Raw genomic sequence first — 25,414 nt, 5'->3', positions numbered from 1 at the left:
TTTTTGGTCTTGCCTCGAAATGGCGTTTTGATTATTAATCGCCCCTCTTTCAATTCTCAGACTCAACCTGTCTCACACATGAATCAATCTCGATTCGCACTACCAGAACATTTCTGTTTGTCCTCAATCACCTGCGACAACTCAACTTATATATCTTTCAAATGGGCTGTACAAAGTCAGCACGGAGGCTTATTCCATGTGTCCGTTAGACCGCTGGATCCTGACACCTTTATTAATAACAGGGCTGTTGCTCAGCCTGGCTGACGATGTTTTTGCAAAAAAACGGTCCTTCCCCTACGAAGCCGTGGTCAATGCTGACGAAGCACTGGTACGCAGCGGGAATGGACGTCGCTATTACCCCACGCTCAAGCTCAAACGGGGCAGCCGCGTCACGGTCCACCGCCACGATCCCGGCGGGTGGTTTATGATCGCTCCTCCCCAGGGCAGCTTCAGCTGGGTGCGTGCAGAACATGTACAGAAGCTGGCCGGAAACCGCGGACGCGTAAGTGAAAATGGTGTCGTGGTCCGGGTCGGCAGTGCCTTTGATGATTCGCGCGACGTCGAACAGATCCGGCTCTCCAAAAATGATGAAATCACTATTCTAGGCAGTAAAAATGTTCAGACTGAATTTGGCAATGTGCTGATGTATCGCATTCAACCGCCTGTTGGCGAATGGCGCTGGGTTGAAGGACACCTGCTGCTCCCCGCCGATCAATATCAGCCTGGCAGCAATCCTCCTGCCCCCATCGATTCTCCCATCGCCAAAAATGAGACGGATCCTTTTGGTCAGAGTATGCCTGAAAACAAGACGCCTGCTCCCCAACAGGAGCTGATTCAGACTCCCACCGATGGCTCAGCCCGGCGGAGTGTTCCCGAAGTCGACGAAATCGCAGCCGCCAAGGATGCGATCAAAACCATTGATACCCAGTTCCGGGCGATGATCGAAACCGAACCCAATACCTGGGACCTCGACGGCCTGGAACAGGACTACAAAACCCTTCAGCAGGAAATCAAACATCCTGCCATTGCCAGTAAAATTGATCTCCGGATTGACGCCGTCAATCGCTACCGTAAAGTCCAGGAAGAATACAAGGATTTCCTGAAACTGGCGGAAGAGACCAGTAAACGCGATGCGGAACTCGTCTCGATGGCCCCCGATCAGAACAAAACCAACCGTTACCCTGCACCGGAAACTCCCGCGGGAGAGAATGGCCTGCTGCCTCCCTCGCCGGAGCCTGCTTCCACACAGCCTGTTGTTCCAGGTCAGCCCCCTGCGCCAGCACAACCAGCGATTCCGAGCCAGCCGGCTCCTCCGCTGCCGCAACCCAGCGCACCCACACCAGAGGTACCACAACCACAGACTCAACAACCGCCACGCCCCTCGCAGCCCCAGTTCTCCGGAGCAGGCATTGTACGGCGGCTTAACAATGCCCGTTACGGTATGCCTACACATGCCCTGGTCGCACCGAACGGTCAGTTCCTGGCCTACCTGCAGCCGGTCTCACCACAGATCAATCTGGACGCCGCCGTCGGGCGTGCCATCGGCGTGACGGGCAAACGCTGGTTCCGCTCCGATTTACGAGGCGAATACATCCTCGTCGAATCGATGACGCCCGTCCGCCTCCAGGCCACCCCGGTTCCGGGAAGATAACAAATCAATCAATGCCTGCGATAGAAAAACGCCCTCTGTGTCATAGATACAGAGGGCGTTTTTAATTAGTGACGATCAATTCTATCAGATCAGATCTTCCGTACTGGCGGCTTTCGCAACATCTTCTTCGCTGACATCCTCAGAAGCCTCAGGAGATTCCTTAAATAACAGGAAGAACAGAATCATAATCACCAGCGCTGTCACAGTGGGAATGATCCAGAATTCTTTCCAGGTGAGTAACCTCTCAGCCCCTGCTCCTGTCACAATATTGTTTTTCAGTAACCCCATGAGCTGGGCACCGATCAGCATGCCAAAACCCTGTGTCGCCAGAACCAGAAAGCCCTGGGCCTGGGCGCGAATCGAGGGTCCTGCCTTCTGTTCTACATAAATCTGTCCGGTGACAAAGAAGAAGTCATAACAGATCCCGTGTAGCACAATACCGAAAATAATCATCCAGTAAACAGCATCAGCAGCGCCCGCTGCAAAGAGACCGTAACGCAGTACCCAGGCAAACATACCGAACAGCAGCATCCGCTTCACACCCAGGAACTTGAAGAAAAAGGGCATCAGGACCATGAACAGAATCTCTGACATCTGGCCGAAGGTCATTTCAAATGCGGGGTCTTTAATATTGGCATCTTCGACAAACATCGGAGCAAAATTGTAATAGGAAGCCAGCGGAATACAGATCAGCATTGAGCTGACCATGAAGACCAGGAACGAACGCTGTTTCAACAGGGCCAGTGAGTCCAAACCCAGAATATCCCGCACGGAGATTTCTTTCCCCTTCGAAGGCGGTGGAGTATGCGGTAGCGTCAGACTGTAAATTCCCATCAGCACTGCAGCGCCCCCTGCGACGTAAAACTGCTGAGGAAGTTTATCGGCATGCATCATCTTACTGACAATTATCCCGGCAATAATCCAGCCGATGGTACCGAACACACGAATCAACGGAAACCAGAGCTGCTGATTCTTCAAATGGGAGAAGGCAATCGTATTCGTCAGACCCAGCGTCGGCATATAACACAACATGTGTAACAACAGCAACAGAATAAAGGTCGTGCTGCCTGCTCCACTGGCGTTGACGACACCCGGAGCAGCTGCCAGAACACAGCCTCCCACAATCATCAGTATGGCCAGCACTCGTTCTGAGGAAAAGAAGCGGTCAGCGATCATCCCCAGGACAAATGGAGAAACGATAGCGGCAATCGGTCCCACCGTATAAGCCCAGTGAGTGATGCTCTCCATCCCGTGCTCCTTCATGAAGTTCCCGACGGTTACATACCAGGCTCCCCAGATGAAGAATTCCAGGAACATCATGATTGAGAGACGAATACCAATGCTTAATGGCGAAGACGATTGTTCTGAGGACATGCTGGTGTAACCCTTCTCCTGCTCTGTTGCTAAATACCGTACGTGTCGGATCTTTGATCGCTACGATCATGTCCCGAATCAACCTGTCAGGCAAGTATAAAGGGATTCAGTCCCGGGAATTTCTCCTGAATGGACCTCTCTCAACTCCAACAGCCGCGTCAATTTTCCCTGACTCTGCCTCACATCGGGCACCTGGGCCTCCAGATGCCTGGCCACGATCCCCCTGAGTCCCCCACATCAGTTCTTTCAAATATGACATATCCTATTTCTCAATAACCACTTACAAACATTCACGGCACACGCAGCATTTTTATCCATATTTTTCATTCAACCCATATTTACACAGACGGAATAATCGCTACAATCCGTTTAATCCGAATAATCGCTACAATCGGAATAGGCGGAACTCACTCTCACCTCACTCTCAAGAAACTGTCACCACTTTCTGAGAGGTCTAACATGAAACTGTTAACGAATTTCTGGCGCGACGAAGCCGGTCTCGTCATGTCCGCCGAGCTGGTCATGCTGGGAACCGTGGGAGTCATCGGCGCCACCGTCGGTATCAGCGCTGCTTCCACCGCCATCAACGATGAACTGGTCGAATTCAGCCATGCCATTCGCAGCCTGGACCAGAGCTACGAAGTCCAGGGGCACACCAGCTGTCGTGCCTGGACCGCTTCGTCCTCCTATCGTCAGCAGGATGTCGAAAAATCTCTCGCGGACCTCTGTGGCCAGATCGACAGAGCCAATCGAGCCGTTGAGAAAAAACGGGAGATGAAACGCAAAGCGCCGCCGAAATCCAGCGACCTTCGCAAGAAAATGGAAGCCAAAAAACGCAAGGCAAAGCAGCAGAAAAAGAACGAAGCCTGATTCAGCTCGCTTCTGAAAACAGTTTGTATTGATTAATGCAACAGGCCCGCACTGATTCGATTTCAGAGCGGGCCTGTTTCCGGTTTCTGCCACAGATTATTTCTGGTTATTCCACTCGTCCACCTGTTGCAAAACTTTAATCACGGCCTTCAACGGGTCAAGAGCTTCTGCCTCAAACCGTCGGGAAATGCGTGGGTTCTGTGGAGGCGAATATGAACAGCTGAAAAGAAATTCATTCGGTCTGCCGCCCGGCTCCAGGCGATAATCGCGGATTCCCAATTCGTTCAGCTTCTGAACCGCTGCGCTCCAGGTCGCCGGATCCCGTCGCAGCATCAGCTCGGCCCGCTGACGGAACTGGGGATCTACTTCGCGAACAGGCTCTTCAGCCGAGGCCTGCTGCACAGCACCAGGTTCCTGATTTTGTGCTCCAAACGGATTCGGTCCCGGGTTTTCAAACTGCTGAATTTCCTGTCCCAACGCATTCTCAACTCCGGAGGAGGGACCAGGCAGATCGTCGAAACCGGCCTGCTGAATCGGATTCGGCTCCCGGTTGCCAGGTCGTCGATTCTCCCCGGGAAACTCGGCAGCAGCATTCAACTCTGCCATCCCCTGAGCGGGTTCCAGTTTCTGTGGTGCCGACTCAAATTCCCAGCCGTCCAGGGCTCCCGCGGGCGGCAACCACTCTTCATCGCGTTTCTTTCGCTGAGGGTTGGCTGCCATCTTGCCAAACGGATTCTGTCCCGCTTGTCCGTTCGCAGCGGAGCCGTTCAGATTGCCTTCACCGCCCAGATCGATTTCGTGCGATGAAGAATCGAACGAGATCTCTTCAAATGGTGACTGGGCCGAGTCTTCCTGATCAAACAGGTCTTTTTCATTGAGAGCCGACTTTTTAACGGGAGCGATTTCCGGAATCCCGAAGATCGCCAGCATTGGTACCGCGACCAATGGGATCAACACGAGGATCGTTGAAAAAAAGTCATTCGTTTTGGAGCGCATTTGCGTTTCTCCTCCATGTTCGCAATCACGCTATCGGATCAGATCCGATCGGAACAATGGGAACACTCCTTGTTCTCAATGTATTGGTTAACAGAAACCTTCCTGGTTAACCACAAATTTTCAGGTCAGGAATTCGCCTTCCAGTGGGGCCCGGTTGAATCATATTCCGTCGAATTCCTGAAGCAGACCGTTCCTTCCGGTAGTGTCTTTCGCCTGATTCAAGGTCGCGAATCATACAGAATCGCCTCTGATCCAACAATTGAAGTTTTTGAAAAACTGTTGAATTCGGCAAATCTTCAAAAGATCTCGTATTTTGACAGCCCCTGATTTCTGTTAAAATGGTTAACCCTAAAACTCTGGACAGAATAAAAAGCTCGCAAACTTAAAAAGCAAAGAGTCAATCTAAAGAATCTGTCTTGACAATTTATCAAAAAACCAAGAGAACACGTGATCTGATTTATTACGGTTCGTGCCTTGGTTCGATTATTATTACAGTGTCGAGTGAGTCTGACAGAGGGAATCTGTGCTCGACTTCGAATCAGCAGACCGTATCATTTCATAAGAGGGAAACTCAGTCCGACGTTTCCATACTGCAGAGTGGTCTATATTTCTTACTGGTTTTGAGACAGTTCCTCCGCCAACAGTGCTCATTCGGAAATCAGTCCAAAACAAGTGGATTTCGACAAAGGGAGTCACGAAATTCAATGGTAAAACAAATCGCTTACCAAACGCGCAGCGTACTGGGTCGCCAGATGGGAAAAGTGGCAGCGTTCACTGGAGTTCTGGCCCTCGCTTTGACAGCCAGCCTCTCTCAGGTCAATCACCTGCAGGCAGAAACTCCAGATGCCAAGCACGCACTTGATCCGGCCATTCGCCTGGCAATGCAGAGTTACGAGACGACTGCCGACCTCAAAGACTTTCAGGCCACGTTCATCAAACGGGAAAAAGTCGGTCGCAGAATGCAGCCTACCCACACGATGCAGATCAAATTCCGTGAAAAGCCACTCAGCGTTTATCTGAACTTCCTCAAACCGCACGAAGGTCGTGAAGTCATTTATGTCCACGGTCGCAATGGAAACCAGATCCTCGCTCACGAAACCGGAATCAAAGGTCTGGTTGGCACCGTCTCCCTGCAGCCCAACAGCCCGCAGGCCATGGACGAAAGCCGCTACCCGATCACCACGATCGGCATTCGCAAAATGCTGTATCAGATCCTGAAGCAGTGGAACGAAGAACGCAAACAGGATGCCGGCGTCTCTGTCAAATACTTCCCGGATGCCAAACTGGGAAATATGCAGTGTAAAGTCCTGCAGACCAGTTACCCCCAGCAGCGTCAGGGAATCCGCTTCCAGATGACGCGGCTCTACATCGACAAAGCCACCAACCTGCCCGTGCGGGTCGAACAGTACGACTGGCCCACTCGCCGCAACGCCAAGCCGGAACTGGTCGAAGAATACACCTACACCAACATCCGCACCAACGTTGGTCTGACGGATCAGGACTTCAATCCGCAGAACCCTTCCTACAACTTCTAAACTGCAAGTGATACGACTCCTCTTAAATTAAGATCACTTAGTAATCACCCGCCGAAGACTCACCGCGAGTCTTCGGCTTTTTTTGTGTTTTCCGTCTCGAAAATTCCCCCTTTCCGCCTGCTTTCATTTTCACGAACAAGTTGCAACTGCCTCTTTCGCATTGATATAATCAGATATCATCATACGTATTTTATCTGATTGAATTTCGACTCCAGTTATACGGTAACCTGATTGAACCTCTGCATTCCTTTTTCAATCGACCGGTCAGATAAACCATCCTTCTGTTTTCAACTTCTTTAGCTACTACCAAGGAGCCCAACATGAGTGAAGCGCCCAAAAATGTCTCATCACGTCGCGAATTTTTGAAAAATTCCAGTCGACTTGCTGCAGGGGCTTCTGTTCTGGCCGGTACGTCTATCCCTCACGTACATGCGGCCGAAGATAACACCATTAAAATCGCACTGGTCGGCTGTGGCGGACGTGGCACCGGGGCCGCTTCCAATGCCCTCTCCACCACCAGTGGACCAATCAAACTCGTCGCGATGGCGGACGTCTTCGACCACCGTCTCAACACCAGTTATAAGAGCCTGAAGAAACTGCACGGCGATAAAGTCGACGTTCCCGACGATCAGAAATTCATCGGTTTCGACGGCTACGAAAAAGCCATCAGCTGCCTCAGCCCTGGCGACGTCGTACTGCTCGTTACACCGCCCGCCTTCCGCTGGGTCCACTTCGGATATGCCATCGAAAAAGGCATCAACGTTTTCATGGAAAAACCGGTCACCGTCGACGGCCCCAGCACACGTAAGATGCTCGAACTGGCGAAAAAATCCAAAGAGAAAAATCTCAAAGTCGGCGTCGGACTCATGTGCCGTCACTGTAAAGCACGTCAGGAACTTTACGATCGCATCAAAGATGGTCAGATCGGCGATGTCCTCGAACTGCGTGCCTACCGCATGGCCGGCCTGACCGGCTCCGCTGCCACCGGTCCTCAACCGCCGGACATGAACAGCGAACTGCTCTATCAGATCTCCCGCTTCCACGGCTTCCTCTGGGCCAGCGGTGGCGGATACAGCGACTTCCTCATCCACAACATCGACGAAAGCTGTTGGATGAAAGACGCCTGGCCTGTTCGCGCAGATGGTTCTGGCGGACGCCACTATCGGGGCGACAACGTCGACCAGAACTTCGACAACTACAGCGTGGAATACACATTCGCCGACGGAACCAAACTCTTCCTCCGCGGCCGTACCATTCCCGGTTGTCGTCAGAAGTTTGCCAGCTTCGCCCACGGCACCAAGGGTCTGGCCGTCATCTCGACTTCGGCTCACCATCCGGCCAAGCCCCGGATCTACAAAGGCTACAACGAGGACAAAGAGAACCTCCTCTGGGCCTACCCGCAGCCGGAACCGAACCCGTACCAGGTGGAATGGGACGACCTGATCACTGCCATTCGCCAGGATCAGCCCTACAACGAAGTCCAGCGCGGCGCAGAAGCCAGCCTGGTCACCGCCATGGGACGTATGGCCGCTCACACCGGGCAGGTCGTCACTTATGATGAAATGCTGAACTGCAAACAAGAGTTCGCTCCCGATGTGGATAAGCTGACCATGGACTCACCGGCTCCGGTGCTTGCCCGTGCCGACGGTTCCTATCCCGTTCCGCTGCCGGGAATCCTGAAGCACCGTGAGTATTAAAATTCACTGACGACTCCGTTCGTCTCTGATGAAAATCAACAACTGGCGAACTCCGAATTCATTTCGGGGTTCGCTTTTTTATTTCCTGTCATTCCACTCCCGTTTCCGCTTCCGTTCAGCGGTGCTCAAACTGGCCTTGTTCCCGTCCCGCCGTTCCGCATGATGCAGAGTTATGCGTCGCGCGCGCGAGCGCACACCTGATGACCACCTGAAACATCTCGAACCGCTTCCGGTTTTTCACTGGAGGTTCAGCTGTTGTTCCCCTGCATCTCCGGTCCTCCAGATTCACCACTGTCGATTCTTCACATCCGTTTTGCGCCCGTTTTCGTCGCTCTTTTTCACACATCACCGCATAAAGTGCCAGCCGGGGCGCGTTCTGGACCTGTTGCCCGCATAACCTGTGGGCCTCATTCGCGAGGCATTTCAAAGCCATTAGTGACAGAGACGCATCCGTTTTCACTACCGGTGTACTGTGTAGTTCACTCATCATTCCTCCTGTTTTTATTTCTGTTCCTCGGGATAACACAAACCTAAAAACCAATCCGGCATTGTACCTGATCGCCGCGCCTCACACGCAGGTGAAGATCGCGCAGCGGACTGTCAGAAGTTCAGCAGTGATGGAATCGCCCGCGCGACAGGAAAAGCACCCGCAGCAGGGCCAGATAGAAAAATTGATAAAATCGGGAGAATCCGACAATCAATGATTGCCTTTTTGATCCGCGAACGGTAAATTCGATCCTTAGTGGGTTTCCTGCCCAATTGATCTTTGATAACTAGTTGATTGTGGGTTATCCACCCAATACAATATTGAAATCATTCTTTATTGCTGCAATTCGGGTTCAATCGCCCCCTTTTCTGTCAGGCTGGTTATGAGCGGTGAAGCATTTATCTCAGGAGAAATCAAACGAACGGTCGACGACCGTTTCCGGATTTCGCTTCCTGCGGAAATGGCTCAGGCCGTGACTGACGAATCCGGGGAAACGATGCTCACCAAAGAGCGGGCCGGCTGTCTCAGCCTCTGGAAGGCTGCTGACTGGCAGGCCAGGCATGATCAGGGAGTCGACCTGATCAAACAGAAGATTCAGGCACACCGCCTGGAAAACCGCTGGGATGAAGTGCAACGTCTGGGGCGACTGCTGTCGACCCGGAATCGCACGATTCAGCTGGCCAATCGCTCTCGCTGCACGATTCCGGAAGGATTTCGCGAGTTTCTGGGCGTCCAACCCAATCAGGAGGTCATGATTGTCGGTGCAGTCATCTGCGTCGAAATCTGGAACCTCTCTGCCTGGCAGAATCTGCTCGAACAGGACATGCCCGAATTCGGCACTCTCTTCAAAGAGCTCTCTGGTTAACCCACAATCGATCTACGATATAACTTGACCTTCAGCGTCTTTGACTACAGGAGAGGGATGCGACTCATTCAGTACCCCCATCACATCCGGTAAACCGTAAAGTCTATATCCATGGAAGGCTTTTTTGGCACGGATGCCGCTTTCTTCTCTTGAGTCAAATGCGTTTTCCCCATTCTCAATCTCAGGCAATTTTGAGAATGGGGATTTTTTTGCGCGCCGCGTGACACCTCTCATTCAGCCGTGGAACTCTCTGCCAGCAATTGTGCGAACTGCCGCCCCGTTACTGACAACGGGTACGCCTCCAGTTCACTGACGGAGACCCACTGATATTCGGACGACTCCATCTCTTCCGACAGTTCGATCTCGGCAATAAAACAGAGTAGCCGGATCTTGTACCGCGTCACGCTGTGGCGAATCTCTTTCGCGAACCGGCGCACCGACGCCGTCACCCCGGACTGCTCCCGCACATACGCTTCCAGCCGCGGGATGAGCGCCGCACTCAGCCCCTCGGGAATCTCCGCTGATCCACCGCCCTGCTCCTCCCGGTCAGCAAACAGCGACTGCGCGCGGGAGGTTTTTTGCCCCTTTGTTTTCTTACGGGACGCTTTCGGATGCGGAGTCCCATTCAACTCTTCCAGGGTGAACCGTGGAAAATCCCACAGCCCCGCCCAGCGCTCCCCGGGAGTCCGTTGTCGAATCAGCACTTTCTCTCCATCGAAAACCGCGATACTCGCATCAGTCAGCGGAGTAATCTCCGGTCGTACCTTGGGAACCGGTATCTGGTGCTGCCGCTGAGTGAGAAATGCTTCACAACACGCACTCACCGGACACTCGGCACACCCCGGACTCTGCGGGGTACAGACCAGGCTCCCCAGGTCCATCAGTACCTGGTTAAACGTACCGGGCTCCTTGCGGGGCAGGATCAATTCCGCAAACTCCCACAGCTGTTCCTGGCCCGACTTCGAACGCGGATCCTCTGTCAGACCGATCAACCGCGAATAGAGCCGTAGCGTATTCGCTTCCACAATCGGCGCCCGCTGATTAAAGGCAAACGAACAGATGGCTCCCGCGGTATAGCGGCCGATGCCCGGCAGTGCCTGGAGCGCTTCTACGTCCTTCGGGAAAACGCCATTCAATTCCTCAGCCACCACGCGGGCCGCTTTATGAATGTTGCGGGCCCGGCTGTAATAACCCAGCCCCTCCCAGTACTGCAGCACATCGCTTTCTTCCGCAGCCGACAGCGTTTCCACATCGGGAAAGCGATCCATGAACTTTTCGAAATAAGGGATCACCGCGGCGACCACGGTCTGCTGCAGCATGATCTCGCTGATCCAGACCTTGTACGGATCGTCGATATTCCGCCAGGGAAGATCCCGCTGATGTGCTGCATACCAGGTCAGCAGCCCCCGCCGAAATCGCTGCCGTCGAGGGGCATCAAATAAATCGCTTAACTCAGACATCACATTCCCGAACTGAGGCCGGCACTGCCAGCCCGTCTCCGGGGCCCGCAGGCATTACTTCGGCGTCGCATACCGATGGGTGGGCACCGGACGACCTGGTCGAAAACTCTGCGTCTGATTGAACTCCAGCTTCGCGTTCAAGGCACCGGCACAGTTCTCCAGCACTTTCGTCACCTGCGCGGTCAACGCTTCCGGATCGCAGGCCACGCGGGCATTCACAATCAGATCGACTTCCCTGACCGTGCAGTCAGAGGCCAGCGACAGCTTTGGTTCACTGTCATTGCTGACCAGGTTCGAGACGCCGAAAAATCCTTCCCACAAACCGATCACTTTCAGATGAGCGGTCTCCACTCCCTGATCGCGGAACGAAGACTGCAGCTGACTGATCACATCCAGCAGCAGCTGATCCAGAGAAAACTCCGTCTCTGCAGAGACATGCACGCTGCTGTTCAACCAGCCCAGCTCCGCTTCACCTTCCGCATAGATATCATAATCAATGTCGAGAATTTTGCCGCCGAAATCGCCGTCCTGTTCCAGAAATTCGATCAATCCTTCAAATCCTTCCCCCGTCAGCGCAGACGTTCGCAGGACAGGTGTTCCCGGAAACTGTTCATTCACCAGCGAGGTGATCTCTTCCACAGCCTCTGCTGTCAATTCATCGATGCGATTGATCAGCACCAGGTCTGCCTCTTCCAGCTGCTTCTTCAGAATGTAAGCGGCCTTCGGAGAAAATCCGGAACCCTGTTCATTTTTCAGAATCTTCAGCCCATGGCTCGGCTTCATCAGCACGGCATAAGGCTGGATTTTGAAATCCGCATCATACAACTGTTTGATCGGCTGAATGACGGTCGCCACCAGGTCAGTACAACTGCCAACCGGCTCTGCCAGAATCACATCCGGCTTCTGCTCCGACCCCAGTTCTGCAATGGTGTCCATCAGCGAATTAAAGTGACAGCAGAAACAGGCGCCTGCCACCTCTCCCACATTCAGCCCCTGGGAACGCAGCGAATTCGTATCGACCAGATCCGCGGCCTGATCGTTGGTCACCACACCGACATTCAGCCCCTGATCCGTGTAATATTTTGCCAGTCGGCCGAGGGTGGTGGTTTTTCCTGCTCCTAAAAAACCGCCCACCATGATAAATTTGATTTGATGTGACATCTTGGTTTCACCTGCCAATACGAGTATGCTGGATTTCAGATAGATCAATGGTTCAACGTACCGTTTCAGACGTCGAACAGCAAATCGATGAACAATCCATAATACTCTAACGTTCTTAAGTACAATAGTATGTTGTCTGCAAATTCCGGTTTCCTCATTCAATATTAGAGTCCTCCCTCATGCCCGTGAACAGTCCATTCAACGAAAAACCGGCGATTCTGGGAGGAACGCCCTGCCTGCCCGCGGGTCCCCCTGCCTGGCCCTTCCCCAGCACGGCCACCAGCGAGGTCCTGCTGGAGGCACAGCGGACAGGACTCTGGGGGAAGTATCATGGTCCCTGGACGGAAGAACTGCAGCAGCGGCTCGCTGAGCTCCACCAGAAAGACGAAGCAGTGCTCTGTTCCAGTGGTACGGTCGCGATCGAACTCGCCCTGCGTGGACTGAACGTCGGCCCCGGTGATGAAGTGATTCTGGCCGCCTACGATTTCGAGGGGAACTTCAAAAATATTCTGACCGTGGATGCGACACCAATGCTGGTCGACGTTGACCGCAGTAACGGCACCCTCGATCTCACCCTGTTGGAACAGGCGATCACACCCGCGACACGCTGTATTCTGGTTTCCCATCTGCACGGCGGTCTGGTCTCCATGAAAGCACTGACCGCACTTGCACAGGAACACGGGATCCCCGTGATTGAAGATGCCTGTCAGGTTCCCGGCGCGATCGTGGAAGGTCGCATCGCCGGCAGCTGGGGAGACATCGGCACCCTCAGCTTTGGAGGCAGTAAATTACTGACGGCCGGCAGAGGTGGTGCCCTGCTGACCTCCTCACCTCAAATCGCACAAAGGATCCGGCTCTATTCCTTTCGTGGCAATGATGCTTATCCCCTCTCCGAATTACAGGCGGGCCTCTTAATCCCACAGCTGGAACAGCTGCCAGCACAAAACCAGTTGCGTCAGGAGAACGTGGGACATCTCATACAGGCACTGGGCAGAGATTCAGGACTGACTCCTTTCGAAAACCACGGGCTCACGACACAGCACCCCTCGCTGCCCGGTTATTACAAGCTGGGGCTCTGGTACCATCCGGAACAGTTTGACAACCTCTCACGCGATCTGTTCTGCCTCGCCCTGCAGGCGGAGGGAGTTGCCCTCTATCCGGGATTCCGCGCCCTGCACGCCATTCACAGCCGCCGACGTTACCTGCAGGTCAATGAACTCTCCGTCGCTTCCGACTGCGATCAGCGACTCGTGGTGCTGCATCATCCGGTACTGCTGTCCGAGGCAGACACGATGCAGACAATTGCCCGCGCAGTACAGAAAATTCGAACCCACGCCGAAGAAATCCGGCAGCAGGCCACCGCGGACATCCAGCAGGCAGTCCGTAAAAAAAACAGCGACCATTCTTTCGAATGATCGCTGTTTTTAAATCTGACCCCAAGGGGATTTGAACCCCTGTTTTCGGGATGAAAACCCGATGTCCTGGGCCTAACTAGACGATGGGGCCGACGAGATTAGTAATCTAAGCTTTCCATCGGATAAGTCAAGCGGACGGCGTTAATAGAATTCAGGTTCTCTGAAAAAAACTTTCGAATACGCCAGTTCGATGGAATGGGAGCAAAATCAGTCGCTAAAAAAAGCCGCTGTCACAGCGGCCTTCTAGTATTCATAGTTGCACAAACTGCTTATTGCAGTAACTCAGAAGCGTCATTCTCTGATTCGGTTTCGGAGTTCTGTTCGTTTTGAATCGCTTCATAAACTTCGCTACGATGAATGGGCACTTCCCGGGGTGCTTCAATCCCCAGACGTACCTTGTCGCCACGAATCTCAACAATCGTAATCACGATGTTTTCATCGATTACGATCTTCTCATTTTTCTTACGAGATAAAACTAACATGCCATCTTCTCTCTCAGGATGACTGAACATCCTACGTAAATCATGACGTAGTGTGCCCCGAAAAAGTCGGACACTACAGCGATCCATCAGTAGTCGCACTGAGATCAATTAACGTTGAGATTTTACATGCCCACATTTATACCGTCAAGAGGCTGGCGCGAGGGATGAGCGCACAGGCCTTTGAATGGAAGGCATTCAGAAGCAGCAGTTGAGAAGATGAGGTTTTACACTGCAGACGCAAGATGTATCATTAAATACACTTACGACAAGAATCCCCCGCTCCGGTCGTACCGGAAGCCACTTGACAAAAAAGGCTTGAATTTCAGAGAAATTTTGCTTTTTTTGAGTTTTTGACCTGAAACATCACAAAAACTGAGAAATCCGGATGAGGATTTGCTCTGCTGTGACAGTTCATTCAGGGCAGCATGGATAGGGGAAACTACTACCTGAATTCAAACTTGATGCAGCTTCTGCAAAGAGAAGCTGCATCAGATGAATTCGGTCATCCTGCAGTCAAGACGCAGGAGACTAGACCATCTCTTTCAGTGCTTTGAGAGGTCGAACCTTGACGACGTTGCGGGCGGGCTTTGCAGCAACCTGCATCATTTCGCCAGGCTTAAATGGGTTGGGACGGGTCGTGGCTTTGGTAGCCGGCTTACGCTGAACCTGGATCTTGAGCAGACCAGGTACATTGAAGACGCCAGGACCACGCTTGCCGAGGTTCTTGGCAATCAGTGAGCTTAATTCATCAAGAACAGCGGTGACTTCTTTCTTAGTGAGTCCAGAACCTTCAGCTAATGCATTGAGGATCTCTGTTTTGGTAAGTGGCTTATCTTTCGTAGCCTTTGCTGCCATTGTGAACTCCTGATACTGGTAAATGAAAATGAAAGAAGTGGACTACCACCTCGTCATAGTGAGTTGTCATATCCGTGTTGTGCTCAGGGAAAAAACAACGTTTTTCGCCTGAACCAAGCGTAAGTAAAGTATTCTTAAATCCAAAAGTCAATGTGATTGCCCCTGTTTTTCAGGACTTTTTGCCATTTCCGTCGAAAAAAAAAATTTTGCTGTGTTATTTTTCAGGCGCTGTGAGATAATAAATTTCTGGTATTTCTCACCAGAAGATCCAAATACTTCCCACACTACTCTTGACGAATGAAAGCAAATTCACACACCACACTTTAATACAGGATCGTTATTGCAGACAACATAACCGCCGTATAGTTCCAATCATAAAGCAGGCCCGACGGAATCGGGGACACTGAAACAGGGAGTCTCCACTACGATGGCAACACACGAACCGCGCTCCGACATGACCTCTTCGATCGTCAATCATATCCTGGTTGTCGAAGACGAACAGGATACCGCTTTCTTCCTGAAAACACTGCTCGAAGAACATGGCTTTCACGTCAGCCTCGCCAAAGATGGCGGCCAGGCGCACTCTTCTTTCACCATGCATAAACCTGATTTCGTGATCCTGGACCTGATCATGCCTCAGGAAAGCGGGTTCGAAATCTGCGAGCATATGAAGCAGAGAGAAAGCGAAGTTCCGATCCTGATCCTCACGGCCATCGATCTGCCCGAGTCACGACAACTGGCCTCGCGCGTCGGCGCAGACGGCTACCTGCTCAAGCCTTTTGACCCCGATGAACTCCTGGCACTGATCCGCGAAATCGCGGACGACGTCTGGGAACAGGAACACCTGACAGACCAGCGCGCGCAGGCTGAAGAACGCGTTCAGTTTTTCTGTCACTGTGGCAAAAAACTGAGAGTCCGCAGCAAGCATCGTGGCCGCACCATGACCTGCCCTGCCTGTAACGAACCTTTGATTGTCCCCCTGCATGACTGAGTCGCACTGATACACCACGAGGAATCCATGACCTGAACCAGCCCCCTGTCTCACCAGTGACCTGTTAACCGACAAGCCACTGGAGCATGAGAACCAGTCTATTGTGTTAAGCCTGTTGAAACCGACCTTCACCGTTCACAGCTGAATCAACATCATCCACATGCAAGGCCCGCCAAGTATGCCAAAATTCATTATCAAAACCGGTAAGTACCAGGGAAAAACGCTCAAACTTCCCGAACGGGACGTCACTCTCGGACGCGAGCCCGACTGCGACATCCGCGTCCCGGATCCGGATGTCAGCCGCAAACACTGTCAGCTCTCTACACGGGAGGGCACACTCTATGTCACCGATCTGCAGAGCCGCAATGGCACCTATGTCAACGACCAGGTCATAGAAGCAGAAACCCCGCTGAAGCCGGGAGATCTCCTGCGGGTCGGTCCCATGATGTTCGAACTGGCCGGCCCGAAAAAAAGTATCCAAAAACCGAGCAACCTCAGCCCCGACCAGTCAGCGCCCCTCTCTGACGACGACATCTCGACCTGGCTCTCTGAAGAATCTCAGGAAGAGGAACCCGGCAAATCCATCGGCGACACCACCATTATCTCCGGTTCACAGCTTCCCCGGACGGAACCGCCGCCCCCCAAAGAGAAAAAAGAGTTTCAGTCAATCGCTGAAGAAGCCGCGGAAATCATCCGCCGGCACTGGGCCCAGGTTGCCAGTCAAAAGCAGGAAAAGCAGTGATCCTTCTCTTTACCGCCTCTGCGTTATACAATCGCAGTCTCGTATTTCGTTGTGTTTTGTGTGAATTGTGAAATTCGCACCTGTTTTTTGAAGTGTCATTACTGTGCGTATCATTGCTGGCAAATACCGTCGACGTAAGTTACAGGCCAATCCCGGGCAGACCACCCGCCCCATCACCGACTTCGTCAAGGAAGTCCTCTTCGAGTGGCTCGGAGATACCGTCAAAGACAAACGGGTTGCCGACATTTATGCCGGCACCGGTTCCCTGGGACTGGAAGCCCTCAGCCGCGGCGCGACCAGCGCCGTCTTCATTGAACAGGACCGCAAGGCTCACGAACTGCTCAAGCAGAATGTGGCGCACGTCGGCGTGGAAGCCGACACGCTCTGCTGGAAGACCAACGCGCTGCTCTCGTCGTTTCGTCCTAAAAATGTGCCGGAGTTTGTCCCCTTCGATCTGATCTTCTTCGACCCTCCCTACAAAATGATCGACGACCTCAAGCCCGGCTCCCGGCTGTATGAATCGCTGCAGCGACTCGCTCGCGACACCGTCTCCAGTGCCGACTGCCGGCTGATTCTCCGCACCCCCCGCGATGCCGAGTTCGAATGTCCTCCCGAATGGCAGCAGTACGAATTACTGCAGAAATCCAGCATGGATCTCTACTTCATGAAAAAACAGGAGCCAACGGCATGAGCCATCCCGCGGCCTGGAACATCAGCAGAGTGTCTCTGATCTGCGTTGGATTGCTGACCCTCTTCTCCACGCAGACCGCCACCGCGGATGACAAAACCGAGCCGCAGTTCAAAACATTCGAGCACATTCCCTATGATTCTTCATTCCGTATCGGCAGGCATTTCAAAAGCCTCGACATCTACGCCCCCCTGACCGGCAAACAGCATCCGATTGTCATCTGGGTGCACGGCGGTGCCTGGAAGATCGGCGACAAACGGGGCGTCGATCAGAAACCGGCTGCTTTCACGAAAGCAGGCTACCTGCTCGTCAGCATCAACTACCGGCTCCATCCCAGAGCCGATTATGATCAGCAGGCTCAGGACGTCGCACAAGCCATTGCCTGGGTGCATCAACATGCAAAAGAGTACGGCGGTGATCCGCAACGGATCTTCCTGATGGGACATTCCGCGGGCGCGCATCTCGTCGCGCTGGTCTCTACGAATCCCCGCTACCTGAAACAGCAGTCGCTCTCGCTCAAAACCATTCGCGGGAGCATTCTCCTCGACGGTGCCGGCTACGACATCGCCGAACGGATCAGAACCGCCAACGAGACCGGCAAAAAAATCTATACCAGCGTGTTCGGCTCCGATGAGAAAACCTGGCAAGAGGCCTCCCCGCTGACCTGGGTGAAGCCGCAGCAGTCGATTCCCCCGTTTCTGATCCTGCACGTCGCCCGTCGTGATGATTCGCGCAGACAGTCCCAGCTGCTCGCTGAGAAACTGAAAGCCAGCCGGGTTCCGGTCAGCGTGATCTCGGCTCCCGGAAAAACGCACATGACCATCAACCGGGAAATCGGCGAACCAGACGACCTGCCGACACAGAAAATCTTCGCCTTCCTCAAGCGGCTCAGTCAGCCCGAACGGCCGTCCTCAAAGAAATAAGACCTGAGAAAACAGAATCTTAACAGCAGACCTCAAAAAGACTTACGTCTCCAGAGACTGTCCCGACTGCGCCCGCTTGATCATATGGGAAAGATGAGGTTTCGTCTCTTTTCCTTCCTGCAGGAGCGGCTGATTCTCGGACACTTCCTTGTCGTTTTTGTGGGAATTGACGATCAGCGTTCCCAGCGGTCCCGCCAGCAGTGCCGGCAGGAAAATGATGTCGGCCAGGAGGGCAGCTGTAATCAGGGCACACATCAAAATGCCGAAGCGGCTCACCAGCAGCAGCTCTGCCGGATACAGCATCGCCAGGCTGATTGCAACCACGGCACTCGTCTGCCACATCGCCGGACCACAGTGCCCCAGCGCTGCCGCGACCGCTTCGCTTTTGGTCTTGCCTTCTGCAATGCCGATCTTGAACCAGGTCAAGAGATGCAGCGTCCCGTCCACGGCAATTCCCAGTGCGACCGAAGCCGTAATCATCGTGCCGATATCCACGGCCACGTGCATCCAGGACAGCAGACCGAAAATCACACCAATGGGCATCAGGTTCGGCAGCATCGTAATCAGCCCCGCTGTCGGGCTCCGCAGCAGCACCATCATCACGATGGCAATCACAGCGAAGGCCAGCCCGAAGCTCTTGATCAGGCTCTCCAACACGGCCTGCTGCGTCCGCAGGAACAGGGGAATCGTCCCCGTTACCAGATGGGTCGTCCCGGCATGATCCCGTAAGACCGACTGCGTCACCTGGTTCAGTTCATTGGTCAGATCTCCGTAGTTCAGATCGGTCATAATCGCGACCTGTGCCGTAATCCGCCAGACTTCATCCCCCTTCTGAATGTCGACCATCCGCTGGCCGTTCGCCGTCTCCTGCTCCAGGTCGACCGTCTTATCTGCGATATTCAGAAACGATTTCACGGTATCGCCTTCGAGGTTCCCCTCACCGTTTTTCTCTTTTTTCAGGCTTTCGCGTACGCGGCGTTCGGTCTCATTCACGCGCTTCGCATAACGCAGCTTCTGGAAGGTGCTCGCATCTTTGGGCAGTGGTTCAGACACCGGACGAAAATCCGCCAGCGAGATTGTACCGCTGATTTCAGGATGCGCTGCGATTTTATGTTCAATCTGGCGGACCAGTTCCACGCGTTCTTCGAAGTTCAGATTTTCCTGGGCTTTCTCGTCGAAACAGATCACCGTATCGACAGGCGTGATGCCCGAGAGATTTTCTTCCAGGAACAGATAATCCTGAATCACGCGGGAAGAATCCGGGAAATACCGGATGACCTTAGTCTCGGTCCGGAACCATTTGAAACCGTAACAGGCGGCGACAAAAATCACCAGACAGCTCAGCGAGACCAGCCACTGATGCCGTGAGAGCATCCGACCGAAGGCCTGCCAGTGTCGTGTATCAATTTCGGAAGCCTTCGGCGGCTTGGCGGGCCATAACTGCAGCAGGGAAGGCAGGCCATACAGCACCATCAGCAGGGAAACCACACAGCCAATCGACGAGTAGAACCCGAAATCACGCACAGGCGACAGCGGGCTGGTCAGCAGTGAAGCCAGACCGATGGCCGTCGTCAGGCTGGCCATCACGCAGGGGGCCCGTGCCATTTCGACCGCTTTGACCACCGCGGTTTTCATATCAACGTGTGCGGCATGCTTCCAGTAATTCGCAACATGGATCGAGCCGGACAGCGTCAACACGGTTAATAGCGTAGGCATCACGACCAGCACCATGTTCATCGTGCCGCCCGTCATCGGAATAATCGAGACGGCGACAAACGTCGTGTAATAAGAGACCAGCAGCACCAGGCAGGCCAGACGCACACTCCGCAACATCAGAAATGCCAGCGCAATCCCGATCAGCCCGGAGAAAAGTGTCACCGAGCGTTTGTAGAACTGCCACACCGGATACGCGGTGTTCCAGGAAGACTCCTTCACCATCTGGTTCAGTGCCGCACCTGCGACCGGGCGGCCTCCCATGTGCAGGTGCTCTTCTGGAATTCCCGCATCGATGGCCGCGGTCCTGATGGCTGCCACCGCAGAGGCATGATCCGCATCCCCCGTATCGGACAGCGATATCGCCACCGCGATCGGCGTGCCGACCGCAAAAAAGCAGTCTTCAATCAGCTTCGGCTCCTCGGCCGCCTGCTTCTGTTCTGTTTCCTGATCCGCAGCCGTGGAAACACCGGTAAGGATCTCAGGACGCCGCAGCGACAGGGCAATCTCTTTGATCTCGTCGGCCAGCTTCGAGTGGGGCTGCATCCGCGGCCAGACCAGCTGAAAATCGTGTTCCGGAATCGCTTCGACCAGCGCCTTGAAGTCGACCTGATCTTCGTCGGGTTCTGCGGCAGGGGCTTCAGCGCCGATTTCCTCTTCCGATTCGTCGACCATTTCCACCCAGGGGGTGAAGGCAGGTTTGACTGTCAATTCCACACCCAGCTTACGTTTGGTGGTCGCAATCAGTTCCTGAATGGTCTGCTCGCGTCGCTTTTTGCCGGCAGGACTTAAACGGACCTTGAGCATGCCCGTCCCGATCAACACCCCTTTCAGCCGCCGTTCGGCTTCGGCAGGTTCGATGTGGTAGTCCACCATCTTCGTGATCGCATCCTGGGGGGTGAAGACGTCCTGGATATAAGGAGAGCCGCCCCGGCGAACTCCCTTGGCGTCTTTCTGTCCCATCAGCGACTGTTTGAGACGGTCTGCCCGATAATCGGTCAGCGCGCTGCCATCCCAGGAAACCAGCACACGGTCTTCGATCCCGAAACTGTGGCGATGCCATTGCAGGACTCTTGACTGGGGATCATCTTCAGGCAGCCAGTTCTCGACGTTGTTTTCCTGGCGGATCTCACGCAACACTCCAAACAGCACTGGAGTGATGAAGATCATTAAAACCACAACCCACAAAGATAGACTGTGTCCCCATGGATCGCGCTTTTCAAAAAACGAAGCCATTAATTAATCCAGTAGCCACATCGGCTTTATCAAATTCATGAATCCGCGCTCCTCAATCCGGGAGCTGCGCCATTCATATTGAAAACGGTTTGATCCAAATATTCACATCAACTGAGTCTGACTTGAGCTTTCTTCCGTAAAAAACCGGAAATGCCTCAGATCAGATCCGTTGAATTGTCACGGTTTCGCTAAATGAATCAATCTCGAATGCTCAAAAAATAGAAATGCCCGCTTCCGCTGCCCGATTCGAATCGCGTTGTTCCAATCAACGCATATCGGTATTTTTCGTCGTCGCCTCTGGTTGGACTTGTCGCAACACAAGCAACATTTATATTTATCGTAAAGATCCTGCTCATGATAGCGATTTTGACGATTATAGCAGCAGGAATTTCCCCTTTGAGGCCCGCTTCTCCCCTAAAAAGTCGAAAAAAACAGCCTTGCGGGGACTTACCGACTCACGAAGAGCGCCGCGCGCACCCTCGCTGATGTGAACACAAGGCCATAGAAAAACGGGGGCTATTCGGCCGTCTCGGGATCAAAGCCTTTCAGCAGCTCTTCGTCCCATTCGTCCTGCAGAGGCCAGTCGACGGCACAGGTCCCAAAGTCGGCCATGTGCAGATACGTGTTCAAACGGTCAATCGTCGACTGCAACAGTGCCTTTTTATTGCGGAAAATCGGGCCGTGGCTGGGCAGCAGCCACTTCGCATCGCAGTCCCGGATCCGCTCCAGTGACGCGATAAAATCAGGGATATCCGAACCGTGGTGGGCATCGATGTGCCCCACACAACCATCCCGGTAGATGTTATCGCCGGAAAACAGCAGTTCGCCAAACCGGAACGCCAGCTGACCGTCGGTATGACCGGGGGTGTGCCAGACTTCCAGTTTGACATCGCCGCCCAGGTCAATCACGTCCCCTTCATTCACTTCCCGATCCACTTTGCAGGGAGGCATGTCGATGGAAATGCCCTGCGCACTGATCTCGGCATAAGTGCTGATCCGGTCCCCTTCTTCGAGCAGTTTAGCGGCACTCGGATGCGCCAGGACCTCGGCATTCGGCAGCAACTCTTTCGCCCGGCTCAAACCCTGGATGTGATCGACGTCCGCATGGGTGGCGATCAGGTACTTGCAGTTCGCCAGCGGAAAATCCATCTGCCGGATCATCTCGATGATTTCGGAAACCGTATCTTCGTAACCGATATCGATCAACAGCCACTCGTTCTGGTCATTGAATACCAGATAAACACAACACCCCAAACGCTGTCTGGCCTGATAATTGATTTCGATCACGTGGGGAAATACTTCGCGTCGGGGCAACATACCCGTAAGCTCCTCGTTGTTTTAAGCGCGGCGGTTGATTTCGATATCCGGAACAGAAAGACTGGTCGTGCCTTGCAGACGCTTGCCACAGAATAGCGACAAACAGCAGACAGAAAACCCTGCAGGGCCAGCCCTTGTACTGCCGCCATTCTATGCAGGTAAATTCACCGAAACAACCAATATCAAAGCAGATGTAGGGGGTTATGTCTGATTTTCACATGCCAAACGACTGCATTGAACACCCCCATCGGCAGCCATAGAGCCGTTTTACAGCTTCCAGTAGTCGGGAAGCCCTTTCCGGGTTTCGATCAGAATCTCCAGGATCGCCCGGCGGTCCTCCGCACTCAGATGCGCGAATTCTTTGCTTTGATTTTTGCCAGTCAGTACCTCCCACAACTGGCGATAGACAACCTCCAGCACCGGTTTGGGAAGGGCCTCAAACGAATCGCTGTAGATCAGGTAACTGCAGGGATACTTGAACAACCGCCGCTCCAGATCAAAATCGCGCAGCGAGCGCCCTTTGCTGTCGCGGGGACCCGCCTGCGGAAACTCGGTCTGGAAACCGGAAAGCCCCTCGATCCGGTCTTCCAGCTGCAGTTCGTCAACGAACAGCATGTAATCCACCAGCCGCTTTGCGGAACTCTCATAACGGCGTTTCGTGCTGTCACTCTGAAACGCCGCCTTCCGCTCCAGCATCTTGTTCATCACCCGTGAATCACGCTCCGTAATCCGCCCTTCAAACTGCGCCCGCGTGATCAGGTTATGCATCTTCGCCTGGTGTTCGAGCACCATCAGCGAAACGATGTCACTGTAAGGCGTCATGTAGGGATCGGTATCGAACCAGCGCTCCAGGTCGTCGGCGTTTGCTCCTTTGTCCCGGTTCAGATTCCGCGAGTTGTCCCCCTGCCGGAAAATCAGATTTCCCATGTGACGCATTTTTCCGTGCGTGCCCGACACATACCAGCCTCCCCAGCGTTCTTCAAACGGACTGCTTTGATCGCTGCGATAAGTTCCTTCACGAAAGACGGGCATCCCGTCCGGCCCCGGATAGACCGACCGCATGATATGCCCCGGCACTCCCTGCGTCATCGAACCCGCATGGCACTGCGTGCACTCGAACGTCTTGCGTACAAATTTGGGACGCGACGTTTCAAACTGGGAAAGCGTATAAAACACGGTCCCCAGCTGAGGATCACTGGCCGATACTTCAAGTACCGAACCGCCCTGCACAAAACCGAGATACAAATCGTCATTGTAATACAACGCACGCGGCGACAGCGGATCGATGCGTTTCACCTGTAGACTCGTCTTCGAAAAGACCAGAATCTGTGAGGAGATCGGAATCTTCAAAGCCTCCAGCACCGCCGGCAGATAGCCCCGCCGCTCTTCCCGGTCAAACGCCAGCTTCAACTCGCCCGCATCCAGCTTTTTCTGAACACGGGAGATCGCATTGTCCGGGGTCGCCTTGTTATAATTGATCGGCGCCTCTTCAAAATTGACCTGTGCCGACGCACTCCCGGTCCCTGACAGGCAACTGACTGCCAGGCAGACAGTCCACCAGCAGAGACTGAGGTTGAACGTGGTTCCAATCTTCGACTTGGGGGAGACTTTCATGGGTCTGTCACTTCTTTAACCGGGCAGGATGTGATCAGAATGGTTTCGCATAACTCTGATCTCAGGTGTTTGGCAGGCATCCAATCTCAATATCGGACATTAATATCCATTTTAATCACTATTTCTCCCCTGTCAACTTACTTTTCAAGAGGTTCCTGGCATTTTAAACTGAATCGCATCCAAAAACAGCCTCATCTTACTTAGAAAATCAACATCCCAGAGAAGCAGACTTATGAAACGCACCATTACTCCGGTTGTCATCCTCTTCCTGTTACTGATCAGCACCGGCGTCCAGGCTGCAGAACCGGCCATCCGTATCATGCTGATCGGCGACTCGACCGTCTCTACTTACACCAAACGTCCCAAAGACAAACCAGATCTCACCGGCTGGGGCCAGGTCTTCGGCGAATTTTTCAACGATGATGTCACCGTCCTGAACCGGGCCGTCTCCGGCCGCAGTTCCAGCAGCTTCATCCGGGAAGGGCGCTGGAAAAGTGCGCTCCAGGAAAAAGCGGATTACCTCTTCATCCAGTTCGGCCACAACGACTGCCCCGGCAAAGGCGATCGAGAAACCGATCCCGCCACCACCTATCAGGATTACCTCAAGAAGTACATCGACGAAGCCCGGGCCGCCGGCATGCAGCCGGTGCTGGTCACTCCCATGACGCGCCGTGTGTTTGAGAAGGGAAAAATCAAAACGATCCTGCGTCCCTACGCGGAAGCCATGCTCAAAGTCGGCCGGGAGAAAAACGTTCCCGTCATCGATCTACACCGCAAAAGCGTCGCCCGGTTCAATCAGCTGGGAAATGCGGGCAGTGCGTACTTCAGTCCCAGCAAATCGGACCGCACGCACTTCTCAGGCAAAGGCGCTCGAGAAATCGCCGGTCTGGTGGCGGAAGAAATTCCGACCAAAGTCCCCGACCTGAAACCGTACCTCAAACAACCAGCGCCCTGATCAACCCTGGATCATGCCGGGTCGTCGAGTGCCACTGCTCGGCTTGCCCGACAGTGCCTCTCAGACCAACCACTCAAACCCAAATGGGCAGGTTCGTTTTGCCAGGGCATTTGAGAGATCTTTCCCTCACCGTTGGGCAAGCCAACGGTGCCACCCGACGAATAGACCTGAAAAACAATTATGGGGGGTGGTATCGGATGCAATCCGATATTGCCGCAGGCAACAGGAGGTCGCAGCTCAACCCCACAATCCAGAACCAGCCCACCGCCCCCCAAAAATGCAGGGTGCGGACCCATGTGTCCGCCCGCCGGGTGCCATCCATGAGGAAGCTTCTGTCAAGACCGTAGTGAGAAGAACGCGGAATTATCCAACCATCCATCCGGCATC

The 25,414-nt window shown here is 53.7% G+C and carries 20 protein-coding genes and 1 tRNA gene; 11 read left to right on the top strand and 10 right to left on the bottom strand.

Annotated features, from left to right (window positions below):
- Window positions 1–196 precede the first annotated feature (196 nt).
- Window positions 197–1,651 (top strand): hypothetical protein, encoded by a 1,455-nt coding sequence (locus Enr10x_RS03325; RefSeq protein WP_145104003.1) that lies wholly within the window; start codon window positions 197–199, stop codon window positions 1,649–1,651.
- An 84-nt stretch (window positions 1,652–1,735) separates the two neighbouring features.
- Here the strand turns inward: Enr10x_RS03325 and Enr10x_RS03320 are convergent, their stop codons facing one another.
- Window positions 1,736–3,025, bottom strand: coding sequence for a nucleoside permease (locus tag Enr10x_RS03320; protein ID WP_145104001.1), 1,290 nt, complete (start codon window positions 3,023–3,025; stop codon window positions 1,736–1,738).
- Between the two features lie 459 nt (window positions 3,026–3,484).
- Here Enr10x_RS03320 and Enr10x_RS03315 point away from each other — a divergent pair, with 459 nt between their 5' ends.
- Entirely contained in the window at window positions 3,485–3,895 is a 411-nt protein-coding gene (locus tag Enr10x_RS03315; protein ID WP_145103999.1) for a hypothetical protein, read from the top strand.
- A gap of 96 nt (window positions 3,896–3,991) precedes the next feature.
- Here Enr10x_RS03315 and Enr10x_RS03310 read toward each other — a convergent pair whose 3' ends face one another.
- A complete protein-coding gene (locus Enr10x_RS03310) occupies window positions 3,992–4,891 on the bottom strand; it encodes a hypothetical protein (protein WP_145103997.1) in 900 nt (299 codons plus the stop codon).
- A 704-nt stretch (window positions 4,892–5,595) separates the two neighbouring features.
- On the opposite strand from Enr10x_RS03310, the gene Enr10x_RS03305 reads away from it, so the two are divergent.
- From Enr10x_RS03305 to Enr10x_RS03295, 3 genes are all read left to right on the top strand, one after another.
- The gene (locus Enr10x_RS03305) at window positions 5,596–6,426 is read left to right on the top strand and encodes a DUF1571 domain-containing protein (protein WP_145103995.1); all 831 of its coding nucleotides are present in this window, start codon (window positions 5,596–5,598) and stop codon (window positions 6,424–6,426) included.
- A 320-nt stretch (window positions 6,427–6,746) separates the two neighbouring features.
- Window positions 6,747–8,123 carry a Gfo/Idh/MocA family protein gene (locus Enr10x_RS03300; RefSeq protein WP_145103993.1) on the top strand — a complete coding sequence of 459 codons (1,377 nt, stop codon included), beginning with the start codon at window positions 6,747–6,749 and terminating at the stop codon, window positions 8,121–8,123.
- Window positions 8,124–8,992: 869 nt separating this feature from the next.
- The gene (locus tag Enr10x_RS03295; protein ID WP_145103991.1) at window positions 8,993–9,475 is read left to right on the top strand and encodes a division/cell wall cluster transcriptional repressor MraZ; all 483 of its coding nucleotides are present in this window, start codon (window positions 8,993–8,995) and stop codon (window positions 9,473–9,475) included.
- Between the two features lie 230 nt (window positions 9,476–9,705).
- On the opposite strand, the gene mutY is transcribed toward Enr10x_RS03295, so the two are convergent.
- Window positions 9,706–10,935, bottom strand: coding sequence for an A/G-specific adenine glycosylase (gene mutY, locus Enr10x_RS03290; RefSeq protein ID WP_145103989.1), 1,230 nt, complete (start codon window positions 10,933–10,935; stop codon window positions 9,706–9,708).
- Window positions 10,936–10,989: 54 nt separating this feature from the next.
- Window positions 10,990–12,096 carry a GTP-binding protein gene (locus tag Enr10x_RS03285; RefSeq protein WP_145103987.1) on the bottom strand — a complete coding sequence of 369 codons (1,107 nt, stop codon included), beginning with the start codon at window positions 12,094–12,096 and terminating at the stop codon, window positions 10,990–10,992.
- Window positions 12,097–12,275: 179 nt separating this feature from the next.
- Here Enr10x_RS03285 and Enr10x_RS03280 point away from each other — a divergent pair, with 179 nt between their 5' ends.
- Complete coding sequence (locus tag Enr10x_RS03280; protein ID WP_145103985.1) at window positions 12,276–13,511, top strand: DegT/DnrJ/EryC1/StrS family aminotransferase; 1,236 nt, start codon at window positions 12,276–12,278, stop codon at window positions 13,509–13,511.
- 16 nt (window positions 13,512–13,527) lie between these two features.
- Here Enr10x_RS03280 and Enr10x_RS03275 read toward each other — a convergent pair.
- The 3 genes from Enr10x_RS03275 to Enr10x_RS03265 form a co-directional block, all read right to left on the bottom strand.
- A tRNA-Glu gene (locus Enr10x_RS03275) sits at window positions 13,528–13,602 on the bottom strand.
- Window positions 13,603–13,780: 178 nt separating this feature from the next.
- Entirely contained in the window at window positions 13,781–13,993 is a 213-nt protein-coding gene (gene csrA, locus Enr10x_RS03270; protein WP_145103982.1) for a carbon storage regulator CsrA, read from the bottom strand.
- A 528-nt stretch (window positions 13,994–14,521) separates the two neighbouring features.
- The gene (locus Enr10x_RS03265; protein WP_145103980.1) at window positions 14,522–14,848 is read right to left on the bottom strand and encodes an HU family DNA-binding protein; all 327 of its coding nucleotides are present in this window, start codon (window positions 14,846–14,848) and stop codon (window positions 14,522–14,524) included.
- A 427-nt stretch (window positions 14,849–15,275) separates the two neighbouring features.
- On the opposite strand from Enr10x_RS03265, the gene Enr10x_RS03260 reads away from it, so the two are divergent.
- From Enr10x_RS03260 to Enr10x_RS03245, 4 genes are all read left to right on the top strand, one after another.
- Window positions 15,276–15,839 carry a response regulator transcription factor gene (locus tag Enr10x_RS03260; protein WP_145103978.1) on the top strand — a complete coding sequence of 188 codons (564 nt, stop codon included), beginning with the start codon at window positions 15,276–15,278 and terminating at the stop codon, window positions 15,837–15,839.
- 178 nt (window positions 15,840–16,017) lie between these two features.
- Window positions 16,018–16,581 (top strand): FHA domain-containing protein, encoded by a 564-nt coding sequence (locus Enr10x_RS03255; protein WP_197996376.1) that lies wholly within the window; start codon window positions 16,018–16,020, stop codon window positions 16,579–16,581.
- 103 nt (window positions 16,582–16,684) lie between these two features.
- Window positions 16,685–17,272 (top strand): 16S rRNA (guanine(966)-N(2))-methyltransferase RsmD, encoded by a 588-nt coding sequence (gene rsmD / locus Enr10x_RS03250; protein ID WP_145448127.1) that lies wholly within the window; start codon window positions 16,685–16,687, stop codon window positions 17,270–17,272.
- Window positions 17,269–18,192, top strand: coding sequence for an alpha/beta hydrolase (locus Enr10x_RS03245; protein ID WP_197997465.1), 924 nt, complete (start codon window positions 17,269–17,271; stop codon window positions 18,190–18,192). The genes rsmD and Enr10x_RS03245 overlap by 4 nt, the downstream gene beginning before the upstream one ends.
- A 42-nt stretch (window positions 18,193–18,234) precedes the next feature.
- On the opposite strand, the gene Enr10x_RS03240 is transcribed toward Enr10x_RS03245, so the two are convergent.
- The 3 genes from Enr10x_RS03240 to Enr10x_RS03230 all read right to left on the bottom strand — a co-directional run bounded on the left by Enr10x_RS03240 (window position 18,235) and on the right by Enr10x_RS03230 (window position 24,072).
- Entirely contained in the window at window positions 18,235–21,141 is a 2,907-nt protein-coding gene (locus Enr10x_RS03240; protein WP_145448125.1) for an efflux RND transporter permease subunit, read from the bottom strand.
- 516 nt (window positions 21,142–21,657) lie between these two features.
- Entirely contained in the window at window positions 21,658–22,458 is an 801-nt protein-coding gene (locus Enr10x_RS03235; RefSeq protein ID WP_145103967.1) for an MBL fold metallo-hydrolase, read from the bottom strand.
- A gap of 267 nt (window positions 22,459–22,725) precedes the next feature.
- On the bottom strand, window positions 22,726–24,072 hold the full coding sequence (locus tag Enr10x_RS03230) for a hypothetical protein (RefSeq protein ID WP_197997464.1): 1,347 nt from the start codon (window positions 24,070–24,072) through the stop codon (window positions 22,726–22,728).
- Window positions 24,073–24,304: 232 nt separating this feature from the next.
- Here Enr10x_RS03230 and Enr10x_RS03225 point away from each other — a divergent pair, with 232 nt between their 5' ends.
- Window positions 24,305–25,027: a rhamnogalacturonan acetylesterase gene (locus tag Enr10x_RS03225; RefSeq protein WP_145103965.1), complete on the top strand. Its 723-nt coding sequence runs from the start codon at window positions 24,305–24,307 to the stop codon at window positions 25,025–25,027.
- Window positions 25,028–25,414: the final 387 nt, after the last annotated feature.

Source organism: Gimesia panareensis (assembly GCF_007748155.1).
In the GTDB taxonomy this organism is placed as follows: Bacteria; Planctomycetota; Planctomycetia; order Planctomycetales; family Planctomycetaceae; genus Gimesia; species Gimesia panareensis.
This window is presented reverse-complemented; position numbering and strand designations above follow the sequence as displayed.